Here is a 25,867-nt window from a genome sequence, read left to right on the forward strand (position 1 = left end):
GCGTGGACCCGTCGCTGCTGCCTGGATTCCTGCTGCGGCGGGTGGCGAAGGCGGCGATCGTCGTGCTGGCGATCGTCGTCTGCAACTTCTTCCTGATCCATGCCGCGCCTGGGGATCCGGCCAGCGTGATTGCCGGGCAATCGGGCGCGGCGGATGAGCGCTTCATCGCGCAGTTGCGCGAACAGTTCGGGCTGGACCGGCCGCTGCTGGTGCAGCTGTGGATCTATGTGAAGGGCGTGCTGACGCTCGACCTCGGCTTCAGCCACCGGCAGCAGGTGGGCGTCGCCACGCTGATCCTGGAACGCCTGCCGGCGACGCTGCTGCTGACGGGCGCGGCCTTCCTGTTTGCCGTGGGCCTCGGCGTCACGCTCGGCGCGCTGGCGGCGGGGCGCGTCGGGCGCTGGGCGGACAGCCTCATCACCGTGCTGGCGCTGACCTTCTATGCCACGCCGATCTTCTGGGTCGGGCTGATGCTGGTGCTGGTCTTCTCCGTCTGGCTGGAATGGCTGCCGAGCTTCGGCATGATGACGGTGGGCGCCGATATCACGGGCCTCGCCCGCGTGCCGGACGTGGCGAAGCACCTGCTGCTACCGGCCTTGACGCTCGGCCTGTTCTACATGGCGGTCTATGCGCGGCTGACGCGGGCCACGATGCTGGAAGTGGCGGACCAGGATTTCGTCAAGACGGCGCGCGCCAAGGGTGTGCCAGAAGGCCAGGTGGTGCGAAAGCACGTGCTGCGCAACGCGCTGCTGCCGGTCATCACCTTCGCGGGCATCCAAGCCGGGCAGCTCATCGGCGGCTCCATCCTGGTGGAGACGGTCTTCGCCTGGCCCGGCATCGGGCGCCTGGCCTTCGAGGCGCTGCTGGCGCGCGACTATCCCGTGCTGATGGGCGTCTTCTTCGTCACCTCCGTCATGGTGGTGGTCTTTAACCTGGTGACGGACCTGCTCTATGCGGTCATCGATCCGCGCGTGGAGGTCAGCGGTTGAGGGATTTCGCGCGGCGCTATGCGCGCAACAAGGGGGCGGTGGTCGGGCTGCTGATCCTGCTGCTGGTGCTGGCCATGGCCCTGGGCGCGCCGCTGATTTTTCCTGACAGCCCCTGGGACATGGTGGCGGCGCCCTTCATGCCGCCGGGCGAGATGGACATGCTGCTGGGCTCGGACAGCCTGGGGCGGGATGTGGCGGCTGGCATCGCGCATGGTGCGCGGATCTCGCTGATGGTGGGTGCAGTCTCGACCGTGGTGGCGCTGGCGGTGGGCGTGTCGCTCGGCGCGGTGGCGGGTTATCTCGGCGGGCTCGCGGACGATTTGGTGATGCGCTTCACCGAATTCTTCCAGACCATCCCGAGCTTCGTGCTGGCCATCCTGCTGGTGGCGATCTTCACGCCGACGATCGGCAGCGTGGTCTTCGCCATAGCCGTCGTCTCCTGGCCGCCGGTGGCGCGCGTGGTGCGGGCGGAGTTCCTCTCGCTCCGCTCCCGCGAATTCGTGCAGGCGGCGGAGGTTCTGGGCAAATCGCGGATCAGCATCGTGCTGGGCGATATCCTGCCGAATGCGCTGTCGCCGATCATCGTGCTGTCCTCCCTGATGGTGGCGAATGCGATCCTGTTGGAATCGGCGCTGTCCTTCCTCGGCCTCGGCGATCCGAACCTGATGACCTGGGGTTTTCTCATCGGCTCCGGCCGCAGCGTCATCCGCCTCGCCTGGTGGATGAGCGTCTTTCCGGGCGTCGCCATCTTTCTGACCGTGCTGGCGCTGAACCTGGTGGGGGAGGGGCTTTCGGATGCGATGAATCCGCGCCTCGCCCGCAAGCGGGGGGCGGCCGCATGAGCCTTCTCCGCGTCGAGAACCTGACCGTTGCGCTGCCCGCCGGCGGCGACCGGGACCATGCGGTGACAGATATCTCGCTGCATGTCGATGCCGGCGAGATCCTCTGCATCGTGGGCGAATCCGGCAGCGGCAAATCCATCACCGCCAACGCCGTGATGGGGCTGCTGCCGCCCGGCCTGCCGCTGCGCGCCGGGCGCATCTTCCTGGGCGACACGGAGATCACGGCGCAGACGCCCGAGCAGCTGCGCGCGCTGCGCGGCAGCCGCATGGCGATGATCTTCCAGGAGCCGATGACGGCGCTGAACCCGCTGATGCGGGTCGGTGACCAGATCGCGGAGGCGCTGGCCGTGCATGGCGAGGCCGCGCGCGCCAAGGACCGCGTGCCCGAACTGCTGGCGGCGGTGAACCTGCCGGACCCGGCCTCGCTCGCCCGCGCCTATCCTTTCCGCCTCTCGGGCGGCCAGCGGCAGCGGGTGATGATCGCCATGGCCCTGGCGCTGGAGCCGGCGCTGCTGATCGCGGACGAGCCGACCACCGCCCTCGACGTGACCACGCAGATGCAGATCCTGCGCCTGATCCGCGAGATCCAGTCGCGCCGGGGGATGGGCGTGATGTTCATCACCCATGATTTCGGCGTGGTGGCAGAAATCGCCGACCGCGTCGCGGTGATGCAGCTCGGCCGCATCGTCGAGCAGGGGCCGGCGGCCGAAATTCTCAACCGCCCGCAGCACACCTATACCCAGGCGCTGATCGCCGCCGTGCCGCACGGCATCCCGGCCGCGCGGCCGGAGGTCGGCGGCGCCACCGTGCTGGAATCGCGCGGCGTGACGAAAACCTACAGCCGCGGCGGCTGGTTCGCACCAAGGGTCGAGGTGCGCGCGGTGCACGACGCGGATTTCGTGCTGCGCCAGGGCGAAACGCTCGGCCTGGTCGGCGAATCCGGCAGCGGCAAGTCCACGCTGGCCCGGTGTGTGGTGAACCTGGTGAAGCCCGAGGCGGGCGAGATGCTGTTCCACGGCAGCGACCTGCGCCCCCTGTCGCGCGAGGCCTGGAAACCCTACCGAAAACGCATCCAGATGGTCTTCCAGGACCCCTTCGCCTCGCTGAATCCGCGTCGCAAGGTGGGGGAGATCATCGCGGAGGGGCCGATCACCCATGGCACGCCACGCGCCGAGGCGCTGGACCGGGCGCGGGACCTGCTGCGACTGGTGCAACTGGATGCCGGCGCCATGGATCGCTTCCCCCACGAGTTCAGCGGCGGCCAGCGCCAGCGCATCGGCATCGCCCGTGCCTTGGCGATGGAGCCGGAATTGCTGATCGCGGATGAGCCGGTCTCGGCGCTGGACGTTTCCGTGCAGGCGCAGGTGCTGGAGCTGCTGGCCGAGATCCGCCGGCGGCTCGGGCTGACCATGCTCTTCATCACGCATGACCTGCGCGTGGCGGCGCAGATCTGCGACCGCATCGCGGTGATGCAGCGCGGCGCCATTGTCGAGATGGGCGAGACGGCGCAGGTCTTTGGTGCGCCCGCGCATGCCTATACGCGCCAGCTGCTGGACAGCATCCCGGGAAGGGGCTGGACTCCGCCCGATATCACTTGAGGTCCATATGAAACTCGATCCGGGCGCCCGCCGCGCCATTCTGGAGGCCTGCGATTCGCTGCGCGCGGAGGGCGAGCAGGGGCTGATGCGCCTGGTGCGCTGCCCCTCCACCCTGGGCAACGAGGCCTCGGCGCTGAACGAGATGGCGCGCGTCTACGAATCGCTCGGCCTGACGCCGCAGCGCGTGGCGACGGACCCTGCGGCGCTGGCCGGACACCCCGGCTTCTCGCCGCCGCTGATCAGCTATGAGGGGCGCGACAATGTGGTGGCGGTGCACCGTCCGCGCGCCGCAAAAGGCCGGTCGCTCGCGCTGCAGGGCCATGTCGACGTGGTGCCCGAAGGCGCCGAGGATGAATGGACCACGCCGCCCTATGCGCCGGAGATTCGCGGTGGCCGCATGTATGGCCGCGGCGCCGGCGACATGAAGGCCGGCATTTTGTCGTACATCATCGCCTTCCGCGCACTGAAGCTCGCCGGGCTGCAGCCGGCGGCGGAGGTGCAGATGCAGTCCGTGATCGAGGAGGAATGCACCGGCAATGGCGCGCTGGCCTGCATGCTGGCGCTGCCGAAGACGGATGCCGTGATCATCCCCGAGCCCGGTCCCGGCCTGCCCGCCATGTACAGCGCCGAGGTCGGCGTGGTCTGGGCCTGGGTCACCGTCACGGGCCGGCCGGCACATGTGCGGGACAAGCAGGCCGGGGTGAATGCGGTGGAGGCGGCGATGTCCATCTGGACCCGCTTCGAGGCCTATGAGCGTGACATGAACCGCGGCGAGTTGATCCACCCCAGCTTTCGCGGCGTGAACCATCCGGTGAACGTCAACCTCGGGACGTTCACGGGCGGCGAGTGGAATTCGTCGGTGCCTACGCGCGCGACGCTCGGCCTGCGCGTCGGCGTGATGATGGGGAACACTGCTGCCGCCGTGCGTGCGGACATCGAACGCATCGTGGAGCAGGCGCGCGGCGATGGCGCGCTGAAGGGCGCGAAGGTGAAGCTGGAGTTCAAGGGATTCATGGCCGATCCCTGCGTCTTCGACATGCAGGCGGAGATCGTGCAGGAGTCCATGCGCAACTTCGCCGACCTCACCGGCCACGAACTTCGAAAGTATCCGGCGACGGGCCTGACGGACGGGCGCTTCTTCACCCTCTACCAGGACACGCCGGTCGCCTGTTTCGGGCCGGATGCGCAGGACATCCACGGCATCGACGAAAGCGTCGGCATGGACTCGATGCACGACATCACGCGCACCATCGCGATCACCATGGCCGAATGGTGTGGAGTGGAATCCGCATGACCAGCAATTTCCGCCCCTCCGGCGCCCGCCTCTGGGACAGCCTGATGGAGTTCGCCCGCATTGGCGCGACCGCCAAGGGCGGCAACAACCGGCAGACGCTGACCGACCTGGATGGCGAGGCGCGCGCGCTGCTGCAGCGCCAGGCGGAAGCGGCGGGCGCGAAGCTGGTGCTGGACCGCCTCGGCAATATGGCGCTGACCCGCCCGGGGCGGGATCCTTCGAGAAAGCCGATCGCCATCGGCAGCCATCTGGACACGCAGCCCACCGGCGGCAAATTCGACGGCGTGCTGGGCGTGCTGGTCGGCCTCGAAATCCTGCGCGCGCTGGACGAGGCGGGCATCGAGACCGAGGCGCCGGTCATGCTCATCAACTGGACCAATGAGGAAGGCGCGCGCTTCTCGCCGCCGATGATGGGCAGCGGCGCCGCCATGGGAATCTTCCCGGAAGCCGAGGTGCTGGCCAAGACCGACAGCACCGGCGCCGTCTTCGGCGAGGAGCTTTCGCGGATTGGCTGGGCGGGGGGCGCCGATCCGGCCGCGCTGCAGAATCTCGAAGCCTATTTCGAGGTGCATATCGAGCAGGGGCCGCAACTCGAGAAGCTCGGCCTCGATATCGGCATCGTCACCCATGCGCTGGCGCAGCACTGGTTCGAAGTGACGGTCACCGGCGAAAATGCGCATGGCGGCAGCGTGATGGCCGGGCGGCGCGATGCCATGATGGGCGCCGCCGAGATGATTTTGGGCATCGAGAAGGCCGCGCTGGAAGCCGGCGCGCGGGCCACGGTGGGCCGGCTGACGGTGCATCCGGACAGCCGTAACGTGGTGCCGGACCAGGTCTGGTTCAGCCTGGATACGCGGCATGACGACGAGCACAAGCTGGCGGCGCTCGCCGAGGTGCTGCGCGGGGAGGCGGCGGCCATCTCGGCGCGACGCAACCTGTCGATCGCCGTGGAGGATTTCTGGATCTCACCCGCCACGCCCTTCGCCAGACCGCTGGTGGACCGGCTGGAGGCCTCCGCGCAGGCCCGCAGGATCAGCTACCAGATGATGCCCACCGCCATCGGCCATGACGCCGTCTACTGCGCGCGGCGCGTGCCGACAGTGATGGTCTTCACCCCCTGCCACGGCGGGATCAGCCACAACGAGGCGGAAAGCATCACGCCGGAATGGGCCGAGGCCGGGCTGCTGGTGGTGGCGGATGCGGTGCTGGCGACGGCGGGGGTGGCGAAGGGGTAGGGGGCGGCGCGCGGCCCCCACCCCGACCCTCCCCCGCAAGAGCGGGGGAGGGAGCAGTTCCCTCCCCTGCGAAGCGGGGGAGGGTGGCCGCGTCAGCGGCCGGGTGGGGGCAGCGCCCTACCGCCCCAGAAACCTCATCACCGCCGCATTGAACGCCTCCGGCTGCTCCCACTGCGCCGCATGCCCGCACTCCGCCAGGATCACCAGCTCGCTCCCCGGCAGCGCCCGGTGGAAGATGCGGAACACCGAGGGCGGCGCCCACAGATCCGCGTCGCCGCCGATCAGCAGCATCGGCATCGGCAGGCTGCCGAAGGCCGCCAGGTCCAGCCGGTTCATCCGCCGCTGCTCCTGCCGCTTGCCCGGAATCGCCGCGTGTTCCAGCGCCAGCCAGGCCGCCGTGCCCTCCGGGTTCGCGGCGCGATAGCTCGGCCCCACCTCGCGAAAATGCCCCGGCATCTCGGCGAAGCCCTTGGGCCGTAGGCTGGCGCTCAGCGCGGCATAGTCCGGATCCTCCAGCCCCATATGCGTGCAGGCCAGCACCATCCGCCCGACCCGCCCAGGGAAGGACAGGGCGAAATCCCAGGCGACGATGGCGCCGGCCGCGCAGCCCACCAGGTGCGCGCGCGCGATGCCGAAATGGTCGAGCAGCGCCAGCAAATCCTCCGCCGCGCAGCCGGGATCGTCGGTGGCGGGCGACCCCAGATGGCTGCGCCGCGAATAGGCAATGACGCGATAGCCTGCGCCGGCCAGCACCGGCTGCTGGTAGCCCCAGACGGCGTGGCTGCCGGTGCCGGGATGCAGCAGCACCACCGCCGGGCCTTCGCCGCCCGTGTCCCAGCAGGCCAGGCTGCCGCCGGGCACTGGCACCTGGTGCATCGTAGCCGGCACGGGGGCGGGCAGGGGCTGGCGCAGGGCGGCGTCGGACATCTTGGCCTCGTCTTCGAATCGCGGCGGCATCCTGGCGCAGCCGCGCCCGGCTTCCCACCCGCCCCCGCGGCTGGCACGGTCGCCGCCGAACTCCGGAGACCCTGAGCCACATGCGCATCGCCATCGGCGGCTTCCTGCACGAGAGCCACTCCTTCGCCCCGATCCCGACGCGCTGGGCGGATTTCCTCTCGCCTGGCGGCTGGCCCACGGTGCAGCGCCCCGCGACGCTGCTGGACACGCTGCGCCCCTCCGCCGTGCCCGCCGCCGGCGCCATCCGCCTGGCCGAGGAAGCCGGCGTCACCATCGCGCCCTTGTCCTGGGGTTTCGCCAATCCCGCCGGCCCCGTCACGGCCGAGGCCTTCGAGCGCCTCGCCGCGCTGATCTTCCACGACCTGCAGGCGGCGCTGGATGAGGGCCCGCTGGATGGCCTCTACCTCGATTTGCACGGCGCCATGGTGGCCGAACATTTCCCGGATGCCGAAGGCGAGCTGCTGCGCCGCGCGCGCGCCATCCTCGGCCCTGATGTGCCCATCACCGCCAGCCTCGACCCGCATTGCAACCTGACGGCGGCAATGGTGCAGCACGCCGACGCGCTCGCCCCCTTCCGCACCTATCCGCATGTGGACATGAAGGAAGCCGGCGCGCGGGCCATGCAGCTGCTGTTCGACCGCATCGCCCTCGGCCGGCCCTTTGCGAAAGCCTTCCGGCAGATCGACTACCTGATCCCCATCACCGGGCAGTGCACGCTGGTGCCGCCCATGGCCGACGCCATGGAAGCGCGCGCCGAGATCGCGGCGCGGGAGGGGGTGGCCGAGCTCGGCCTCTGCTTCGGCTTCCCCTATGCCGACTTCCCCGATTGCGGCGTGGCCGTCGCCGCCTTCGCCGCCGACCAGGACGCGGCCGATGCCGCCGCCGAGGCCTTCGCCGCGGACCTCGCCGCCCGCGAATCCGCCTTCGCACCCGATATCCACGAGGCCGCGGCCGGCGTCGCCGAGGCGATCCGCATCGCGACCAAGGCGGAACGCCCGGTGGTGATGGCCGACACGCAGGACAATCCCGGCGGCGGCGGCCATGGCGACACCACCGGCCTGCTGGCGGAGCTGATCCGCCAAAAGGCGGAAGGCGCCGTGCTGGCGCTGATCAATGACGCCGAAAGCGCCAGTGCCTGCCACGCGGCCGGCGAGGGGGCGGAGGTCTCCCTCAGCCTCGGCGGCAAGTCCGATGGCGCGCCGCTGGCAGTCACGGCGCGGGTGCTGAAGCTGACGGATGGGCGCTTCGTCTGCACCGGCCCCATGGCAGGCGGCAATGCGGCCGATCTCGGCCCCACCGCGCTGATCAGCCCCGCGCCCGGCGTTCGCGTGATCGTGACCTCGCGCAAGATGCAGGCCTATGACCAGGCGCTGTTCCGCCATGTCGGCATCGAGCCCGCCGCGCAACGCATCCTCGCGCTGAAGTCGAGCGTGCATTTCCGCGCGGATTTCCAGCCAATGGCGGAGGCGGTGCTGGTGGTCGCCGCACCCGGCCCGGTGGTGGCGGACCCGGCAACGCTGCCCTTCACCCGCCTGCGCCCCGGCCTGCGGCTGCGCCCCGGCGACAACCGGCGGACAGCCTGACCCTGTTGGCACTGGCGCGGCGGGGCGCCCGACCCTAAGTGGCAGGCCGCATCCGCCGAGGCACCTACTTGCTCCATCCCCTGCGTCCAGACGGCGCCGCGCCGCCTGCCAAGATCCGTATCGAGCGGATCGTGCATCTGCCGGAGGAATTCGCCGACCTCGCCGCCGATGCGCTGGGCGATGGCCAGCGGATGCTGGAGGTGCTGCGGGAGGATTGGCACGAAGGCAGGCTGCGCTTCGACGACTGGGGCGATGCGCTTTTCGCCGCCCATATCGGCAGCGCGCTGGTGGGCCTCTGCGGCCTGACGCGGGACCCCTATCTGAAGACGGAAATCGTCGGCCGGGTGCGGCGGCTTTATGTGCTGCGCGCGGCGCGCCGGTCCGGCGTGGGGCGGGCGCTGGTGACCGCGGTGGCGCTGCAGGCGGCGGAGTCCGGCTATCCGCGTCTGCGGGTGCGGGCGCCGGTGGCCGCCTTCGCCTTCTACGAAAGCTGCGGCTTCCTGCGCGCGGTGGGAGAGCCGGCGGCGACGCATGCGCGGATCCTCACCCCGGGCTGACGCGGCGACTCATCTCAGATGCGCTGCAACTCCAGGAAGGCATGCACCTCCGCCGCGGTCGGAATCGGCGCCACCGCGCCATAGCCGGTGGTGGACAGCGCGGCCGCGGCATTGGCGTAGCGCGCCGCCTGCCAGACATCATCGCCGGCGACCGCACGCGCCATGAAGGCCCCGGCCAGCGTATCGCCCGCGCCGGTCGCATCCACCGCCTGCACCGCGAAACCCGGGATGCGCGCCCGCGCCTCGCGCGTCGCTACCAGCAGCCCCTCCGCCCCCAGCTTCAGCAGCACCATGGGGCAAAGCCGCAGGTAGAAATCCGCAATCGCATCCGGCTCCTTCAGCCCGGTCAGCAGCCGCGCATCGTCCAGCGAGGGAAACACCAGGTCGGACATGCCGACCGCGGTGTGGATGCAGGCGGCGGCACGGTGCAACGGCCAGAGGCGCAGCCGCAGGTTGGTGTCGAAGGAAACGGTAACCCCCGCCTTGCGTGCCACCTGGATGGCATGGAAGCCCGCATCGCAGGCGGTGTCCGAAATGCCGAGGCTGATGCCAGACAGGTGCAGGATACGCGCGCTTCGGATCGCCTCCTCCGGCACGTCCTGCACCCGCATGCGGCTGGCCGCGCTGCCCTTCCGGTAGAAGGTGAAGTCGTGGCCCTGCGGGCCGTGGGTGACGAAGTAGATGCCGGTTGGCGCTTCCGGATCCGTGCGCACGGTGACGGTATCCACGCCCTCCATCGCCCAAAGCTCGGCAAAACTCTGCGCCGGGCGATCCTCGCCCATGCAGGCGATGATGCCGGCATCCGCGCCGCTGCGCGCCGCCGCGATGGCGGCGTTGGAGGTATCGCCGCCATGGCCCTCCAGATACAGGCTGCGGCCATCGGGCCCGATCGGCTGCTGGTTGAATTCCAGCATCGGCTCGCCGAGGCAGAGGATGTCGGGCATGGTCGTGTTCCCTGGTCGTGTTCCCGGGCGCGGATCCGTTTCGCCGAGCCTGCGCAGATCGGCACGCGGAGGCAATGAGGGGCCTCAGGCCTGGGCGAGGCCCAGCACGTCCCGCGCCGCGGACTCGATGGCCGCACGGTCGCCGCGCGCCAGCGCCGCCTCATCCACCAGCCGGCCGCCGATGCCGACGAAGGCGGCGCCGGCGGCCAGGTAGTCTGGGGCATTGCGCGCATCCACGCCGCCGGTCGGGCAGAAGGCCACCTGCGGGAAGACCGCGCGCAGCGCCTTCACATGGGCGGGGCCGCCGGCGGAGCTGGCCGGAAACAGTTTGACCACATCGGCGCCGGCGGCGAGTGCGGCGCGCACTTCGGTCGGCGTCATGGCGCCGAGCATGGAGGCGGCGCCCGCATCGCGCGCCGCGTCGGCCACCGCCGGGTCGACCCAGGGGCTGACCAGGAAGCGCGCGCCGGCGGCAAGGCAGGCCTCGGCCGCTTCGCGGTCCGGCACCGTGCCGGCGCCGATGGTCAGGGCTGGATCGGCGGCCAGCGCCCGAATCAGCCCGGGGGCATCCGGCACGGTCAGGGTGATCTCGAAGACGGTCAGGCCGGCGCCGCGCAGCCATTCCACGGCGAGCGCCGCCAGCCGCGCATCCGTCGTCCGCACCACGGGAATGACGCGCGCCGCGCGCAGCTTCGGGAGCAGGGGATGGCTCATGGATGTCTCTCCCATCGCCCCGGCCGCCGGGGCCGGGCGTCGTTGATCCGCCTGGCGCCATAGCATGGCGCGCGCCGGCTGGCGTCAGGGCGGCAGGCGGCGGGCCTGCAGCGCGGCCTGCATGCGGGACAGCCGCTCCGCCGCCGCGGGCGGGGAGAGCAGCGCGGCGGCCACCGCCAGCGCATCGCCCAAGACCAGCTGCGCCAGGCGGGTGGCCATGGGCGCGTGCAGCCCGGCCTCCTCCGCCACCGCACAAGGGATCAGCAGGGTGGCGGCGGCGGCGAGTGGCGTGCCGGGGCGGGTGATGGCGACCACGGTCGCGCCGGCGGCGGCGGCCAGCTGCGCGACCTCCACCAGCTCCCGCGTCAGGCCGGAGCGGGAGAGGCAGAGCGCCACCGCTTCCCCGTCGAGGGTCGCGGCCGCCATGGCCTGTAGATGCGGGTCGTGCCGCGCCACCACGCCGCGGCCGATCCGGAACAGGCCATGGGCCAGCGCCTCCGCCGCGGCGGCGGAGGCGCCCAGCCCCCAGACCTCGATCCGCGCGGCGCGCACCACCGCCAGGGCCGCGCGCTCGATCGCCGCCGGGTCCAGGCCGCGGCGCAGTTCGGCCAGGGTGGCGAGCGCGCTGTCGCAGACCGCGCCGGCGGCTTCCGCCACCGGGGTGGCCGGGCCGATGCGGCGGGGTGGCGGGGCGGCGCCGCCCTCGGCCCGCGCCAGGGCCAGGCGCAGCTCCGCAAAACCCTCCAGGCCGAGGGAGCGGCAGAAGCGGATGACGGTGGGTTCGGAGACGCCGGCGCCGCGGGCGATGCCGGCCAGGGTGCCGGTCGTGACGGCGGCCGGGTCGGCCAGGACCCAGTCGCCAACCTTGCGCTCGGCCGGGCTCAGCCGGTCCAGCAGCTGGGCGATTCGGTCGCGCATCCTCGCCCCCCCCCAGCCGATCCCGGCCTGACTACCGCCGGGCGGCGCGGGGCGGCAAGCGGCTCAGTTCACCCGTTCCATCGCCTCCGCCGTCGCCTGCAGGCGCAGCGCGGCCTCCCGCGCCAAGGCGGTGTCCTCGGCGGTGTCGTGCAGGCGGTCCTGCAGCAGCTGGGTGCTCTGGCCGAGATCGGAGACGGCGCTGTTCAGCGCGGCGAGCTCGGCGCGGAATGCGGCGATGGCCTGGCGCTGCTCGGCCAGGGCGGCGTCCAGGTTGCGGAGCGCGACGCGCAGGCGGCGCTCGCCGCTATTGGGGAAGGGCAGGATCTCGGCGGCGTTTGCGAGGGTCTCGCCGGGGGGGAGTTGTTCATCATCGCGCATGGATTGCCTCCGGCGGGGGTAGATGTTGCCGAGAGCTTAACAGTCCCATTTTCTGAGACAAGCGAAATCTTTTGGCGACAAGTTCACCGCAGCGCGACGGCCGCCAGCATGAGGCACGCCCCCGCCACCAGCGACAAGGCCCAGCGCAACCGCAGATAGGCTGGCGGCACAAGGCCGCGTCGTGCCGCCCAGCTTTCCACCGCCGCGGTGGCCAGGATGGCGCCGGCCAGCAGCGCCAGCCCCGGCCGCAGCGGCAGCAGCAGCGCCACCCAGCCGATCAGCGCGGGCATCACGCCGAGCGCCAGGCGCCCGGCCGCGGCTTGGGACTCGCCCGCCGGCGCGGCCAGCGCCAAGCCCCAATGCACGGCGCCGAGGAAGGCCAGGATGGTCGCGCCGTAGGCGGCCAGCGCCGGCGCCCATTCGGCCCCGGCCAGCACGCCGCCCGCGAGGCCGAGGAAAGGCAACAGCCCGGCGGCGCCGAGCCAAAGGGTCAGGGGAGGGATCGGGGCGGTCATCCCGTGCATCTCGGCCCGCCCCGTCACAAGGGAAGAGCCCGCTCGCGGTTTCATCGGGGCGGCGCCGGCGCTACACCCCGGGGCACCGGATCCAAGGAGCTGCGCGACATGGCCATCGGCCTCGAAATCCTGCTGATCCTGCTGCTGGTCCTGCTGAATGGCGTCTTCGCCATGAGCGAGCTGGCCATCGTCTCCTCCCGCCGCACGCGGCTCAGCGCCATGCTGCGGCGCGGGCATCCGGGGGCGGCGGCGGCGCAGGCGCTGGCGGATGACCCGCAGCGCTTCCTGCCCACGGTGCAGGTCGGCATCACCATGGTGGGCGTTCTGGCCGGCGCTTTCGGCGGCGCGCGCCTGTCGCAGATCCTGGGCGAATGGCTCTCGCGTTTCCCGCTGATCGGCAGCATGGGCCAGGAGATCGCCTTCGCGCTCGTGGTCATGCTGATCACCTATCTCAGCCTGATCCTGGGCGAGCTGGTGCCGAAGCAGCTGGCGCTGCGCAATCCGGAACGCGTCGCCGTCCTCGTCTCCCGCCCCCTGGCCGCGCTGGCGCGGGTCACCTCGCCCATCATCTGGGTGCTGTCCTCCTCCTCCGCCTTGGTGCTGCGCCTGTTCGGCAAGCACGACGTCTCGCAGAACCAGGTGACCGAGGAGGAGGTGAAGGCCGTGGTTGCGGAAGGCGCGACCTCGGGCGCCATCGAGCGCGAGGAGCGGCAGATGATCGAGCGCGTGCTGCGCCTGGCGGACAAGCCGGTGCGCGCGCTGATGACGCCGCGGACGGAGTTGGAATGGCTGGACCGCACGGCGCCGCCCGAGGATGTGGCGGCCCGGCTGCGCGCCTCCTCCGTCACCCGCTTCATCGTCTCGGACGGGCGGGTGGACAATGTGGTCGGCGTGGTGGCGGCGAAGGACCTGCTGGACCAGCTGCTGGAAGGCGCGCCCATGTCCGTGGCGCGCGCGCTGCGCCAGGCCCGCGTGCTGCCGGATACGCTCTCCGCGCTCGATGCGCTGGAACGGCTGCGCGGCGATCCGATCGGCATGGCGCTGGTGATGGACGAATACGGCAGCTTCGAGGGGGTGGTCACCGCCTCCGACCTGCTGGAGGCGATCGTGGGCGAGCTGGGCGCGCCGGAGAACGACACCAACCATCCGGCCGTGGTGCGCCACGATGGCAGCCTGCTGCTGGAGGGGATGATGCCCTCCGACGAGCTGAAGTCCCGCCTCGACCTGCCGGACCTGCCGCAGGAGGGCACCTATCACACGGTCGCCGGGCTGATGCTGGCGCTGCTGCAGCGCATCCCGAAGGAGGGCGACCGGATTTCCTGGGCCGGCTGGCGGTTCGAGATCGTCGACATGGACGGAAGGCGCGTGGACAAGGTCCTGGCGGCGAAGGAGGAGATACCGTCCTTTTGAGCGCGAAAGCCCTCTCCCCCGCTTATGGGGGAGAGGGTGGGGTGAGGGGGACGCGCCGGTCGTGCGACACCTCCGCCAGCGCCATCGCCCTACTTCCCCGCATGCGCCTTGGCGATGGGCGCGATGAACTGCGGCTCCGTGTCCCAGGGGAACAGGATCCAGGTATCCTGGCTCACCTCGGTGATGAAGGTATCGACCGTCGGATTGCCGGCGGGCTTCGCATAGACGGTGGCGAAGTGGGCCTTGGGCAGCATGGACCGCACCAGGCGGGCGGTGGTGCCGGTATCGACCAGGTCGTCGATCAGCAGCCAGCCCTCGCCCTGGCTTTCCAGCGCGGCGGCGGGGGGCTTCACCACCTGCGGCTCGCCGCGGTGTTCCTCGTCATAGGTCACGACGGAGACGGTCTCGATCAGCCGGCAATCCAGCTCCCGGGCGATGATCGCGGCCGGGATCAGCCCGCCGCGGGTGATCGCCACCATGCCCTTCCAGGGGCCACGTTCCACCAGGCGCCAGGCCAGGGCCTTGGCGTCGCGGTGCAGCTGGTCCCAGGTCACCGTGTAATAGCGCGGCGCCATCGTCTCGTATCCTGCAGGCAGAGGTTGGTCAGGGTTCGGGCGTCAGAACATCTTGCCGCCGTCCGGCACCTTCAGGTCCGGCTTCAGCAGCACCACCGCGCCATTCTCGTCCGGCACGCCGAGCACCAGGATCTCGCTGTCGAACCCGGCGATGCGGCGCGGCGGGAAATTCACCACCGCCATCACCTGCCGGCCGATCAGCCGGTCCGGCGTGTAGTGGACGGTGAGCTGGGCGGAGGATTTCTTCACCCCCAGCTCGCCGCCGAATTCCACCCAGAGCTGGATGGCCGGCTTGCGGGCCTCGGGGAAGGGTTGCGCGTCGATGATGGTCCCGACGCGGATATCAACCTTCTCGAAATCGGCGAAGGAGATGGGTTCCATGCCTATCCGTAGCCTGTGCCGCGCCGCGGGGGAAGGCAGGTGGCAGGGTTGCAGGATGGCCGGGCCCGGCGCATGGGGCTTGGACCGACCCTCAAGGAGGCCAAGGCATGCTGCCCGTGACACCGACCTTCCGCCTGGACGGGCTGCGCGCCCTGGTCACCGGCGCCAGCAAGGGCATAGGCCGCGCCGGCGCCGTGGCGCTGGCCGCGGCGGGGGCGGAGGTGGTGCTGGCCGCCCGCAGCCTCGATGAGCTGGAGGAGACCGCCGCCGCGCTGCGCGCCGCCGGCCATGCCGCCCGCGCCCTGCCGCTGGACGTGACGGACCGCGCCGCGGTGCGCGCCCTGGTCGATTCGGCCGGGCCCTTCGACATCCTGCTGAACAATGCCGGCACCAACATCCGCGAGCCCTTCCTGGAGGTGCCGGACAGCTCCGTGGACCGGCTGCTGGACCTGAATATCCGCGCCATGTTCACCGTGGCGCAGGCGGTGGCGCAGGGCATGGTCGCGAAGGGCAGGGGCGGGGCCATCATCAACCTCTCCTCGGTCAATGGGCACGTCGCCGGCGCCAACCGCACCGTCTACACGGCCACCAAGCACGCGATCGAGGGGCTGACCAAGGCCATGGCCTTCGAGCTTGGCCCCAAGGGCATCCGGGTGAATGCGGTCGCCCCCGGCTTTGTCGAGACGCCGCTGACCCAGGCCTTCCTGGCCGACGAGAAGATCCGCACCAGCCAGATCCGCCGCATGCCGCTTGGGCGGATCATGACGGTGGAGGACATCATGGGCGCCATCGTCTTCCTGGCCAGCCCGGCCAGCGCCATGGTCACAGGCACCAGCCTGGTGATCGATGGCGGCTTCCTCACGCAATAGGCCCGTCTTGCCGCCACTGTCTTGCCGCCACTGTCTTGCCGAGCAGCCGCTCCGGCGGCAAAACACTGTCAACAATTTGCAAGGTGCCCCGAGCATGAAGCGCGACTTCCACGCCCCCGGCCGCAGCGCCGTCTATGCCGCCAATGGCATGGCCGCGACCTCCATGCCGCAGGCGACCCTGGCGGCGCTGGATATCCTGCGGTCCGGCGGCAATGCGCTGGATGCGGCGATTGCCGCCTGCGCCGTGCTGGGCGTGGTGGAGCCGCAGTCCACCGGCATCGGCGGCGACTGCTTCTGCCTCTATGTCCCGGCCGGGTCGGGCAAGGTCATTGCTCTGAACGGCTCCGGCCGTGCCCCGATGGGGGCGACGCCGGAGGCGCTGCGGGCAGCCGGGCTGACCGCCATGGTGCCGACCTCCGCCCATTCGGTGACCGTCCCCGGCGCCATCTCGGCCTGGGAGACGCTGAACAAGGCGCATGGCCGCAAGAGCCTGGAGGAGATCCTGGCCCCGGCCATCCGCTACGCCGAGGAAGGCTTCTTCCTGTCGGGCCGGGTCGCCTCGGACTGGGAAAGCTCGGCGGGCAAGCTGGCGAAGCATCCCGGCGCGGCGAAGCACTTCCTGAAGAACGGCGCGGCCTATGCGCTGGGCGACAAGTTCACCAACCCGGCGCTCGGCGCCACCATGCGCGCCATCGGTAAGCATGGCGCGAAGGCCTTCTATGAGGGCGCCATCGCGGCCGACATGGTCGCCACGCTGCGCGCCGCCGGCGGCACGCATACCGAGGCCGATTTCGCCCGCGGCGCCCGCGTCGCCGAATTCGTCGACCCGATCAGCCGGGCCTGGCGAGGCATGGAGATCTTCCAGTGCCCGCCGAACGGCTCCGGCCTGCTGGTGCTGATGATCCTCGGCATGATCGAGAAGCTGGGCACCGCCGAACAGGGCTTCCTGAGCCCCGAGCGCTTCCACCGCCATATCGAGGCCGCGCGCCTCGCCTACCGTGACCGCGACGCCTTCCTGGCCGACCCGTCCCAGGTCGAGGTGCCTTTGGCCAAGCTGCTGTCGGAAAACTACATCACCGACCTCGCCAAGCTGATCGGCGACGACAAGGCGATGGCGGAGATGCCGGAGGCCGGCCATGCCGACTGGCAGAAGCACAAGGACACGGTTTACCTCTCGGTCGTCGACCGCGACGGCAATGCCTGCTCCTTCATCAATTCGCTGTTCGAGGGGTTCGGCTCCGGCATCTATGCCGAGAAGGCCGGCGTCATGCTTCAGAACCGCGGCTTCGGCTTCCGGCTGCAGGAAGGCCATCCGAACTGCATCGCGCCCGACAAGCGTCCGATGCACACCATCATCCCGGGCATGGTGATGAAGAACGGCGAGGCGATCATGCCCTATGGCGTCATGGGCGGGCACTACCAGCCGATGGGCCAGACCCTGTTCCTGGCCAACCACTTCGAATACGGCCTGGACGTGCAGGAAAGCCTGGACGCGCCCCGGCTGTTCCCCACCGGCGGCAAGGTGCAGGTGGAGCGCGGCATCCCGGCCAGCGTGATCGACCGGCTGAACCGCCTGGGCCATGAGGTGGCGCTGATCGACAAGCCGCATGGTGGCGGCCAAGCCATCCTGATCGATCGCGCCAAGGGTTGCCTGGTCGGCGGCTCCGACCCGCGCAAGGACGGCTGCGCGATGGGATATTGATGCCGATGCAGGCCCTCGAAGCGGACATCACCACCCTCGGCGTCGATGCGGTGGTGACGGCGGCGAATGAGGGCCTGCGCGGCGGTGGCGGGGTGGATGGCGCGGTGCATCGCGCGGCGGGGCCGGAGCTGCTGGCCGCCTGCCGCGCCCTCGGCGGCTGCCCCACCGGTCAGGCGCGCCTCACCCCCGGCTTCCGGCTGAAGGCGCGCCACGTGATCCATGCCGTTGGGCCGGTCTGGCGCGGCGGCGGGCAGGGGGAGGCCGCGCTACTCGCCGGCGCCTATCGCGCCAGCCTAGACCGGCTGCGGGAGGTGGGCGGCCGCTCCATCGCCTTCCCGGCCATCTCGACCGGCATCTATGGCTTCCCGGCCGATCTCGCCACCACCCTCGCGGTGCAGACCGTCCGGGACGATCTTGCGGAGCGGGGCGATCTGCGTGTCCTCTTCGCCTGTTTCGGCGCCGCCATGCTGGCGCTGTATGAAAAGGAACTGGCCGCGTGACCGAACCCTGCGACTTCACCGCCGTCGAGGCCCGCCGTCTCATCGGCAGCCGCAAGCTTTCGCCGGTGGAGCTGCTGGAGAGCTGCCTCGGCCGCATCGCCGCGGTGAACCATGCGGTGAATGCCGTGGTCGCCCTCGATGAGGACCGCGCCCGCGCCGCCGCGAAGGACGCCGAAGCGGCGGTGATGTCCGGCCAGAAGCTGGGCCCGCTGCATGGCCTGCCGATCGGCATCAAGGACCTGGAGGAGGTCAAGGGCCTCCGCACCACCTGGGGCAGCCCGATCTTCGCCGACCACATCCCGACCAAGGATGAGGCGATGGTGACGAATATCCGCGCCGCCGGCGCCATCGTCACGGCCAAGACCAATACGCCGGAATTCGGCGCGGGGGCGAATACCCGCAACATCGTCTATGGCGCCACGGGCAATGCCTTCGACCCGACGCGCTCCGCCGCCGGCTCCTCCGGCGGTTCCGCCGTGGCGCTGGCCTGCGGCATGTTCCCGATCTGCTCGGGCAGCGATACGGGCGGCTCGCTCCGCAATCCGGCCGCCTTCAACGGCATCGTCGGCTACCGGCCCTCGCCGGGCCTGGTTCCGGCGGAGCGGCGCGGCCATGGCTGGTCGGCGCTGCCGGTGCTGGGCCCGATGGCGCGCACGGCCACCGATGCGGCGCTGCTGCTCTCCGCCATGGCGGATGACGATGCGGTGGACCCGCTGGCCTATACGCTGCCCGGCCGCCGGGTGCGCGGCGGCGACCGCGACCTGTTCCCGCCCATGGCGGTGGATCTCGGCAGCCTGCGCGTGGCCGCCACGCCCGATTTCGGCTTCGCGCCGACCGAACAGCATATCCGCCGCGTCTTCGCCAGCCGCGTCGCCGCGCTGTCCCCGCTGTTTGGCCGGGTGGAGGAAGCCACCCCCGACTGCCGCGGCACCGACGAGGCCTTCGAGGTGCTGCGCGCCGCCAGCTTCATCGCCAGCCATGCGGAGAAGGTGCGCACCCGGCCGCAGGATGTCGGCCCGAACGTCATCGCCAATGTCGAGGAGGGGCTGCGCTACAGCCTGGCGGACTATGCCCGCGCCGCCAGCGAGCAGACCCGCATCTACCGGGTCTGGCAGCAGTTCTTCCAGGACCACGACGTCATCATCAGCCCGGCCATCACCATCAGCCCGCGCCCCTGGACGGAGCTGTATCCGGCCGAGATCGACGGCCAGCCGACCCGCACCTATTTCCACTGGCTGGCCCTGGCCTATGCGGTGACCTTGGTGGGCCACCCCGCCATCAGCCTGCCGCTGGGCGTGGACGAGGCCGGCATGCCCTTCGGCCTGCAGATCGTGGGCCCCCGCGGCGGCGACGCCAAGGTGATGGCGGTGGCCGCCGCGATCGAGGCGGCGGTGGCCGGCGATGCCGGGCTGGTGCGGCCGGTGCCGGATATCGCGGCGCTGAAGGCCGCGCCGCCGATCTCCGGCATGCCGCATTTCCGCACCTGGGGCTGAAGACGCGCCCCGGCGCGGACTACCAGCGGCGATAGCCCCGGTCGTAGCCCCGGTCATAGGCATAGCCCCGGCCGTAATAGGGCCGGGAATAGCCATAGGAGCGGCGGTCATAGCCGCGGTGGCGATGGCTGTTGTCATTGGCCGAGGCCAGCGCTGCCACGCCGAGCGCGGCGCCGGCGCCCAGCGCAAGCGAGGCCGGCACGTTAAGAGTGCCATCGGGATTCTGGCAGGCGCCGAGCAGCAGGGTGGAAGCGAGGGCGAGGCCGGAAAGCACGCGCATGATCTGATCCTCCGAGGCTCGCTATATGGAGGGGCGCTGCGGCCGGGGCAGGGCAGGGCCAAGGCGAAGGCGTGCGGAAGATGGCGGCCACATGGCAGGCATTTCATCCGCCGGCGCGGCCTTGGCCCCGCGCCAAGTCTGGTTAAGCTGGCCGCCAAGGGCGCCCGGCCTTCCGCAAAGTGGCGCCCGACCGGAGACGCCCGATGACCCAGACCACCCGCCGCTTCCTGCTGGCTGCCCCGGCCTTGCTGGCCCTGCCGGCCTCGGCCCGCGCCCAGACCGCCTGGAACCCCGGCCGCCCCGTCCGCATCATCCTGCCCTATCCCCCCGGCGGCGGCACGGACATCCTGGCCCGCGCGGTGGCGGAGACGCTGCGGCCGGTCATCGGCCAGCCGGTGGTGGTGGAGAATCGGCCCGGCGCCAATGGCGCCATCGGCAGCGACGCGCTGTCCAAGGCCGAGGGCGACGGCACCACCATCGGCATGGTCACCTCCACCCATACGCTGAACAAGTATGTCATGGGCACGCTGCCCTACGACCCGCTGGCCGATTTCCAGCCGATCGCGAAGATGACCATCCAGACCCTGGTCATGGTTTCCGGCACCGCGCAGCCCTTCTCGGACCTGGCCGGCCTGCTGGCCGCGGCGCGCGCCCGGCCCAATGCCATCGGCTTCGGTCAGACGGAGGCGGTGACCCGCTTCGCCGGCACCGAATTCGCCCGCCTGGCGGGGGTGCAGATGGAGGATGTGCCCTATCGTGGCGGCGGGCTGATGATGAACGACATCGTCGCCGGCCACCTGCCCTGCGGCTGGACCAGCACGGCCAGCGCCATGCCGCATCTGGGCACCGGCAAGGTGCGGGTGCTGTGTGTCTCCACCGCCCGGCGCACGCCGCTGCTGCCGGATGTTCCGACGGCGCAGGAAGGCGGCGTCGCGGGCTATGACATCTCCAGCTGGGTCGGGATGTTCGGGCCGAAATCCCTGCCGCGGCCGCTGGCGGAGAGCATTCATGCGGCCGTCGCCCATGCCTATCGCGACCCCGGCCTGGTGCAGCGCTTCCAGACCCTGGGGCTGGAGGCCGATCTGCGGCCGCCGGCGGATTTTGCACAATTCCTGGTCAATGACGACGCGCGCTGGGCTGATGCGCTGCAGCATAGGCGCATCCAGCGGATGAACTGAGGGGGCCTGGCCCCACCGCCGGAGGCGGGCTTTACGCCCGCCCGCCGGAGAAGGCGTTGAAGGTCTGCAGGGTATAGGTGTCCTTCACCCCGGCCACCGTCTGCACCCGTTCCACCACGAAAAGCCCGATATCCTGGTCGGGCTCCAGGTAGAACTTGCCCAGAAGGTCATACTGGCCGCTGGTGGAATGCATCTCCGACAATTCGGGGATGCCATCCGCCATTTCCCGCGCCACGCGGTAGGCCTGGCCCATCTCGCATTTGACCATGACGAAGATGGCTCGCATCGGCTGCTCTCCTGGCTCCAAGGTGCGGCAGATTGGCGCGGCCGGGGCGCGGCGGGAAGGGGCGCGTCCGAAAGGGTGGGGGGGAGGCATGCCACTTGCATGGCGGCACACAAGTCGTCATCAAGGCTGGCTTGCAAAATCCCGGATCGTGGGTCATTTGCCCGGTACGGGCTATCGTAGCTGATCGACAACGATTTGCCTCGATCTTGCAGCCGGTGAGCACGGTCAAAACAGTCCCTCGCCGGCAGGTCGGCCGGTTCGAACCATTGCTGTCAGAACTGGGGTCGCATGCGCACATCCTCCCAGCTTGCCGTGATGGCCCTGATCGTCGGGGTCGGCGCGGCCTGGCATGTCTACGGCGAGCGGTTCGGCCTGCCGCGGCCCCTGGCGCTGGTGGGGCTGGAAGCGGCGGCGCCGACGGCGCAGCAGCGCGGCGGGCCGGGCGGGCCGATCGGCGTGGCGGTCGCCCCGGTGCGCACCGGCGCCGTGGTGGACCGCACGGAATCGGTCGGCACGGTGCGGGCGCGCAATGCGGTGGCCGTCACCGCCAAGGTCACCGGCATCATCACCAATATCCGCTTCGAAGAAGGCCAGAAGGTCGCCGCCGGCGACATGCTCGTGGATATGGAGGCCTCCGCCCTGCGGGCCGAGCTGGACCAGGCCCGGGCGCAATACGACGATGCTCGCAGCCAGGTGCAGCGCGCCCGGCAGCTGCAGCCCGGCCAGTCCATCGCCGCCCAGCGGCTGGAGACACTGGAGGCCCAGGCCCGCCAGGCGGAGGGCCGCGTCCGCGCCACCGCCGCGCGGCTCGAGGAATTGCGCATCGCCGCCCCTTTCCCCGGCCGCGTCGGCCTGCGCCAGGTCAGCCTCGGCGCGCTGGTGCAGCCGGGCACGGTGGTGACCACGCTGGACGATATCGCCCGGGTGCGGGTGGAATTCTCGGTGCCGGAGGTCTTCCTGGCCCGCGTCCAGGTCGGCAGCCAGGTCACCGCCCGCAGCAGCGCCTTCGGCGACCGCCGCTTCACCGGCACCGTCGCGGTGATCGACACGCGCATCGATGCCAATACCCGCACCGTCCGCGTCATCAGCGAATTCGACAATGCGGATGAGGCGCTGAAGCCCGGCCTGTTCATGACAGTGGAGCTGGTGCTGGCCACCCGCGCCAATGCCCTGCTGATCCCGGAGGAGGCGATCGACCCGCTGGGCGACCGCAGCTTCGTCTATGCCATCCGCGACAATCGCGCCCGCCGCCTGGAGGTCCGGCTCGGCCAGCGCCTGCGCGGCGAGGTCGAGGTGCTGTCCGGCGTCGAGGCCGGCGACGTGGTGGTGGTGCGCGGCATCCAGCGCCTGCGCAACGACGCCCCGGTGCGCGTGACCGAGACCATGACCCGCCCGACCTCCTGACCGGGGAGCCCGCGCGCCCCAGGGCGCGGCGGGCCCCTGAGACTTCACGCTCCTGCCCAGGGAAGCCTCGCGATGGTGCTCTCGGACATCTCGATCAAGCGACCGGTCTTCGCGACCGTGATCAGCCTGATGCTCATCGTGCTGGGCCTGGCCTCCCTGATGAAGCTGCCGGTGCGCGAATACCCGGCGATCGACCCGCCCGTGGTCTCCATCACAACCACCTATCTCGGCGCCTCCGCCGGCGTGATCGATACCCAGATCACCGAGATCATCGAGGCCGCGGTGGCGGGGATCGAGGGCATCAAGGTGATGACCTCGCTGTCCCGCGACGAGCGCAGCCAGGTCACCATCGAGTTCCAGCTCTCCCGCAACGTCGATGCCGCGGCGAATGACGTGCGCGACCGCGTCGCCCGCGCCCTGGCGCGGCTGCCGGATGCGGCGGATACGCCGGTGGTGCAGAAGGTGGATGGCGATGCGCGCCCCATCCTCTGGGTGGCGCTGGTCTCCGACCAGCTGTCCGGCATGGAGCTGACCGAGATCGCCCGACGCCGCTTCGCCGACCAGCTGGCGATCGTCGAAGGCGTGGCGCAGGTGCTGGTGCTGGGCGAGCGCAAGCCGTCCATGCGCATCTGGCTGGACCGCCAGGCGCTGGCCGCGCGCGGCCTGACCGTGCAGGACGTGGAGGATGCGATCCGCCGCGAGAATATCGAGCTGCCGGGCGGCCGCATCGAGGGCAATGCGCGGGAGCTGACGGTGCGGACCGATACCCGCATCAGCGACCCGGCACAGTTCCGCCAGGTGGTGCTGGCGCGCAACGGCGGCGGCCAGGTGCTGCTGGGCGACGTGGCGCGGGTGGAGGTGGCGCCGGAGGATACGCGCGGCGGCTATCGCATCAACGGCAAGTTCGGCATCGGCCTCGGCATCCTGCGGCAGTCCACCGCCAATACGCTCTCCGTCGCAGATGGCGTGAAGGCGGAGGTGGAGCGCATCCGCGGCAGCGTGCCGGATGGCGTCGAGGTGGTGATCGGCTACGACGAGAGCACCTTCATCGCCCAGTCGATCTACGAGGTGGAGCACGCGCTGATGATCGCGCTGATCCTCGTGGTCGTCGTGATCTTCTTCTTCCTGCGGTCCTGGCGCGCCACCATCATCCCGGCGGTCGCCATCCCGGTCTCCATCATCGCCTCCTTCATCGCGCTGTCGGCCCTCGGCTTCTCGCTGAACGTGCTGACGCTGCTGGGGCTGGTGCTGGCCATCGGCCTGGTGGTGGACGATGCCATCGTGGTGCTGGAGAACATCCACCGCCGGATCGAGGAGGGGGAGGCGCCGCTGCTCGCCTCCATCCGCGGGGCGCGGGAGATCGCCTTCGCGGTGATTGCCACCACGCTGGTGCTGATCGCGGTCTTCGTGCCGCTGTCCTTCATGGGCGGCAATACCGGGCGGCTGTTCACCGAATTCGGCTTCGCGCTGGCGGCCTCCGTGCTGTTCTCGGGCCTCATCGCGCTGACGCTGACGCCGATGATGTGTTCCAAGCTGCTGCGCGCGCATGAGGGCGAGAGCCGGCTGGTGCGCTGGACCGAGCCCTTCTTCCTCGGCATGAACTGGGTGCTGCGCACCACGCTGCGCCGCGCCTTGGCCGCGCCGGTGCTGACCATGGGCGCGGTGGCGGCGCTGACCGGCCTGGCCGCGCTGCTGTTCTTCGTCCTGCCCAAGGAATTCGCGCCCACCGAGGATCGCGGCGTCATCATCATCCCCACCACGGGGCCCGAAGGCGCCTCCTTCACCTATACCAATGAGCATGTGGAGCGGGTGGAGCGGGTATTGCGGCCCTATGCGGAGAGTGGCGAGATTTCCTCGCTTTTCGCCACCGTCGGCGGCTTCCAGCGCCCGGCGCAGGCGAACCTGGCCAATATCTTCATGCGCCTGGCCCCCTGGGACCAGCGCGACCGCAAGCAGCAGGTGATCGCGGCGGAGATGATGCCGGGGCTGCTGGCCATTCCCGGGGTGCGCGCCTTCGCGCTGAACCCGCCCTCGCTCGGCCAGCGCGGCTTCCAGCCGCCGGTGCAATTCGTCATCGGCGGGCCGGACTACAACGTGCTGGTGCAATGGCGCGACTCCTTCCTGGAACGCGCCCGGCAGAATCCGCGCCTGCTGAACCTCGACAGCAATTTCCGTGAGACCAAGCCGGAGATCCGCGTCGAAATCGACCGCCGCAAGGCGGCGGAGCTCGGTGTTTCCATCCAGTCCATCGGCCGCACCATCGAGACCATGCTGGGCTCGCGCGAGGTCGGCACCTATGTCGAGGCCGGGCAGGAGTACAAGATCCTGCTGCAGGCGCGGGAGGAAGACCGCGCCAGCCCCTATGACCTGCAGAACATCTTCGTTCGCACGAGCAATGGCGGGCAGCTGGGCCTGATCGCGGGTTCCGGCTCCTCCCAGGGCGGGCTTGTGCCTCTGTCCAATGTGGTGACGCTGACCGAGCGCGCCCGGCCGCAGAGCCTGTCGCGGGAGGATCGGGTGCGCGCCATCACCATCAGCGCCTCGCTCGCCCCCGGCTATACGCTGGGCGAGGCGCTGGGCTTCATGGAAGGCGTGGCGCGGGACGTGCTGCCGCCGGAGGCGCGGATCAGCTATCGCGGCCAGAGCCTGGAGTTCAAGGAAAGCTCCGGCGCGCTCTATGTCACCTTCGCGCTTGCGCTGCTGGTGGTCTTCCTGGTGCTGGCGGCGCAGTTCGAAAGCTTCATCCACCCCTTCATCATCCTGATGTCGACGCCGCTTGCCGTCACCGGCGGTCTCCTGGCGCTGCATGTCATGGGGCTGACGCTGAACATCTTCAGCCAGATCGGCCTGGTGCTGCTGATCGGGCTGATGGCGAAGAACGGCATCCTGGTGGTGGAATTCGCCAACCAGCTGCGCGACCGCGGCCTCTCCGTGCATGACGCGGTGATGGAGGCCTCCGTCGCCAGGCTGCGGCCGATCCTGATGACCTCCATCGCCACCGCCTTCGGCGCCCTGCCGCTGGCCATGGCGACGGGGGCGGGGGCGGAGAGCCGGGAGGCGCTGGGCGTGGTGATCGTCGGCGGCGTCACCTTCTCCACCATCCTGACGCTCTATGCCGTGCCAGCGCTGTACCTGCTGCTGGCGCCCTTCACCAAGCCGATCGGCGCCATCGCCCAGAAGCTGTCGGAGCTGGAGCGGCAGCAGCCCGTGCACCACCCCGCGCCGGCCGAGTAGGGGGCGCCGGCCCGCGCCGGCTGAGTAGTGG

General features: G+C 70.5%; 25 protein-coding genes. 15 read left to right on the top strand and 10 right to left on the bottom strand.

Annotation, left to right across the window (positions count from 1 at the left end):
- The first annotated feature begins 2 nt into the window (after positions 1-2).
- Genes J3S20_RS09890 through J3S20_RS09910 form a run of 5 tightly spaced genes read left to right on the top strand, consistent with a single transcriptional unit; the run spans position 3 to position 5,958 of the window.
- Positions 3-989: an ABC transporter permease gene (locus tag J3S20_RS09890; RefSeq protein ID WP_216836260.1), complete on the top strand. Its 987-nt coding sequence runs from the start codon at positions 3-5 to the stop codon at positions 987-989.
- On the top strand, positions 986-1,831 hold the full coding sequence (locus J3S20_RS09895) for an ABC transporter permease (RefSeq protein WP_216836261.1): 846 nt from the start codon (positions 986-988) through the stop codon (positions 1,829-1,831). Before J3S20_RS09890 ends, J3S20_RS09895 begins: the two co-directional genes overlap by 4 nt.
- On the top strand, positions 1,828-3,429 hold the full coding sequence (locus J3S20_RS09900) for an ABC transporter ATP-binding protein (protein WP_216836262.1): 1,602 nt from the start codon (positions 1,828-1,830) through the stop codon (positions 3,427-3,429). Before J3S20_RS09895 ends, J3S20_RS09900 begins: the two co-directional genes overlap by 4 nt.
- Positions 3,430-3,436: 7 nt before the next feature.
- Complete coding sequence (locus J3S20_RS09905; RefSeq protein ID WP_216836263.1) at positions 3,437-4,723, top strand: ArgE/DapE family deacylase; 1,287 nt, start codon at positions 3,437-3,439, stop codon at positions 4,721-4,723.
- Positions 4,720-5,958, top strand: a complete 1,239-nt coding sequence (locus J3S20_RS09910) for a Zn-dependent hydrolase (protein WP_216836264.1) — start codon at positions 4,720-4,722, stop codon at positions 5,956-5,958. The genes J3S20_RS09905 and J3S20_RS09910 overlap by 4 nt, the downstream gene beginning before the upstream one ends.
- 117 nt (positions 5,959-6,075) lie before the next feature.
- On the opposite strand, the gene J3S20_RS09915 is transcribed toward J3S20_RS09910, so the two are convergent.
- A complete protein-coding gene (locus J3S20_RS09915; RefSeq protein WP_216836265.1) occupies positions 6,076-6,885 on the bottom strand; it encodes an alpha/beta fold hydrolase in 810 nt (269 codons plus the stop codon).
- A gap of 110 nt (positions 6,886-6,995) precedes the next feature.
- Here J3S20_RS09915 and J3S20_RS09920 point away from each other — a divergent pair, with 110 nt between their 5' ends.
- Entirely contained in the window at positions 6,996-8,498 is a 1,503-nt protein-coding gene (locus J3S20_RS09920) for a M81 family metallopeptidase (RefSeq protein WP_216836266.1), read from the top strand.
- Positions 8,499-8,566: 68 nt separating this feature from the next.
- Positions 8,567-9,055 carry a GNAT family N-acetyltransferase gene (locus J3S20_RS09925; RefSeq protein ID WP_216836267.1) on the top strand — a complete coding sequence of 163 codons (489 nt, stop codon included), beginning with the start codon at positions 8,567-8,569 and terminating at the stop codon, positions 9,053-9,055.
- A 14-nt stretch (positions 9,056-9,069) separates the two neighbouring features.
- Here the strand turns inward: J3S20_RS09925 and J3S20_RS09930 are convergent, their stop codons facing one another.
- The 5 genes from J3S20_RS09930 to J3S20_RS09950 form a co-directional block, all read right to left on the bottom strand.
- Positions 9,070-9,999, bottom strand: a complete 930-nt coding sequence (locus J3S20_RS09930) for a sugar kinase (protein ID WP_216836268.1) — start codon at positions 9,997-9,999, stop codon at positions 9,070-9,072.
- 84 nt (positions 10,000-10,083) lie between these two features.
- On the bottom strand, positions 10,084-10,713 hold the full coding sequence (locus J3S20_RS09935) for a bifunctional 4-hydroxy-2-oxoglutarate aldolase/2-dehydro-3-deoxy-phosphogluconate aldolase (protein ID WP_216836269.1): 630 nt from the start codon (positions 10,711-10,713) through the stop codon (positions 10,084-10,086).
- An 84-nt stretch (positions 10,714-10,797) separates the two neighbouring features.
- Positions 10,798-11,631, bottom strand: coding sequence for a MurR/RpiR family transcriptional regulator (locus J3S20_RS09940; protein WP_216836270.1), 834 nt, complete (start codon positions 11,629-11,631; stop codon positions 10,798-10,800).
- A 63-nt stretch (positions 11,632-11,694) separates the two neighbouring features.
- Positions 11,695-12,009 (bottom strand): hypothetical protein, encoded by a 315-nt coding sequence (locus J3S20_RS09945; RefSeq protein ID WP_216836271.1) that lies wholly within the window; start codon positions 12,007-12,009, stop codon positions 11,695-11,697.
- 83 nt (positions 12,010-12,092) lie between these two features.
- Complete coding sequence (locus J3S20_RS09950) at positions 12,093-12,524, bottom strand: DUF3429 domain-containing protein (RefSeq protein ID WP_216836272.1); 432 nt, start codon at positions 12,522-12,524, stop codon at positions 12,093-12,095.
- A gap of 108 nt (positions 12,525-12,632) precedes the next feature.
- Here J3S20_RS09950 and J3S20_RS09955 point away from each other — a divergent pair, with 108 nt between their 5' ends.
- Positions 12,633-13,934 (top strand): hemolysin family protein, encoded by a 1,302-nt coding sequence (locus J3S20_RS09955; RefSeq protein WP_216836273.1) that lies wholly within the window; start codon positions 12,633-12,635, stop codon positions 13,932-13,934.
- A gap of 89 nt (positions 13,935-14,023) precedes the next feature.
- Here J3S20_RS09955 and gpt read toward each other — a convergent pair whose 3' ends face one another.
- Positions 14,024-14,509, bottom strand: coding sequence for a xanthine phosphoribosyltransferase (gene gpt / locus J3S20_RS09960; protein WP_216836274.1), 486 nt, complete (start codon positions 14,507-14,509; stop codon positions 14,024-14,026).
- Between the two features lie 42 nt (positions 14,510-14,551).
- Positions 14,552-14,890: a tRNA-binding protein gene (locus J3S20_RS09965; protein WP_216836275.1), complete on the bottom strand. Its 339-nt coding sequence runs from the start codon at positions 14,888-14,890 to the stop codon at positions 14,552-14,554.
- A gap of 107 nt (positions 14,891-14,997) precedes the next feature.
- On the opposite strand from J3S20_RS09965, the gene J3S20_RS09970 reads away from it, so the two are divergent.
- The 4 genes from J3S20_RS09970 (at position 14,998) to J3S20_RS09985 (ending at position 19,454) form a co-directional block, all read left to right on the top strand.
- Entirely contained in the window at positions 14,998-15,759 is a 762-nt protein-coding gene (locus tag J3S20_RS09970; protein ID WP_216836276.1) for an SDR family NAD(P)-dependent oxidoreductase, read from the top strand.
- A 94-nt stretch (positions 15,760-15,853) separates the two neighbouring features.
- Positions 15,854-17,461, top strand: coding sequence for a gamma-glutamyltransferase (gene ggt / locus J3S20_RS09975; protein WP_246602529.1), 1,608 nt, complete (start codon positions 15,854-15,856; stop codon positions 17,459-17,461).
- Positions 17,462-17,466: 5 nt separating this feature from the next.
- Complete coding sequence (locus tag J3S20_RS09980) at positions 17,467-17,961, top strand: O-acetyl-ADP-ribose deacetylase (protein WP_216836277.1); 495 nt, start codon at positions 17,467-17,469, stop codon at positions 17,959-17,961.
- Complete coding sequence (locus tag J3S20_RS09985; protein WP_216836278.1) at positions 17,958-19,454, top strand: amidase; 1,497 nt, start codon at positions 17,958-17,960, stop codon at positions 19,452-19,454. The genes J3S20_RS09980 and J3S20_RS09985 overlap by 4 nt, the downstream gene beginning before the upstream one ends.
- 19 nt (positions 19,455-19,473) lie before the next feature.
- Here J3S20_RS09985 and J3S20_RS09990 read toward each other — a convergent pair whose 3' ends face one another.
- Positions 19,474-19,734, bottom strand: a complete 261-nt coding sequence (locus J3S20_RS09990; RefSeq protein WP_216836279.1) for a hypothetical protein — start codon at positions 19,732-19,734, stop codon at positions 19,474-19,476.
- 203 nt (positions 19,735-19,937) lie between these two features.
- On the opposite strand from J3S20_RS09990, the gene J3S20_RS09995 reads away from it, so the two are divergent.
- Positions 19,938-20,912: a Bug family tripartite tricarboxylate transporter substrate binding protein gene (locus J3S20_RS09995; RefSeq protein WP_216836280.1), complete on the top strand. Its 975-nt coding sequence runs from the start codon at positions 19,938-19,940 to the stop codon at positions 20,910-20,912.
- Between the two features lie 31 nt (positions 20,913-20,943).
- Here J3S20_RS09995 and J3S20_RS10000 read toward each other — a convergent pair whose 3' ends face one another.
- Positions 20,944-21,198, bottom strand: a complete 255-nt coding sequence (locus J3S20_RS10000; RefSeq protein WP_216836281.1) for an Lrp/AsnC ligand binding domain-containing protein — start codon at positions 21,196-21,198, stop codon at positions 20,944-20,946.
- Positions 21,199-21,513: 315 nt separating this feature from the next.
- Here J3S20_RS10000 and J3S20_RS10005 point away from each other — a divergent pair, with 315 nt between their 5' ends.
- Both J3S20_RS10005 and J3S20_RS10010 read left to right on the top strand, forming a co-directional pair.
- Complete coding sequence (locus J3S20_RS10005; RefSeq protein ID WP_216836282.1) at positions 21,514-22,602, top strand: efflux RND transporter periplasmic adaptor subunit; 1,089 nt, start codon at positions 21,514-21,516, stop codon at positions 22,600-22,602.
- Between the two features lie 72 nt (positions 22,603-22,674).
- Positions 22,675-25,836, top strand: a complete 3,162-nt coding sequence (locus tag J3S20_RS10010) for an efflux RND transporter permease subunit (RefSeq protein WP_216836283.1) — start codon at positions 22,675-22,677, stop codon at positions 25,834-25,836.
- Positions 25,837-25,867: the final 31 nt, after the last annotated feature.

It is taken from the genome of Falsiroseomonas tokyonensis (assembly GCF_019024325.1).
Lineage (GTDB): Bacteria > Pseudomonadota > Alphaproteobacteria > Acetobacterales > Acetobacteraceae > Falsiroseomonas > Falsiroseomonas tokyonensis.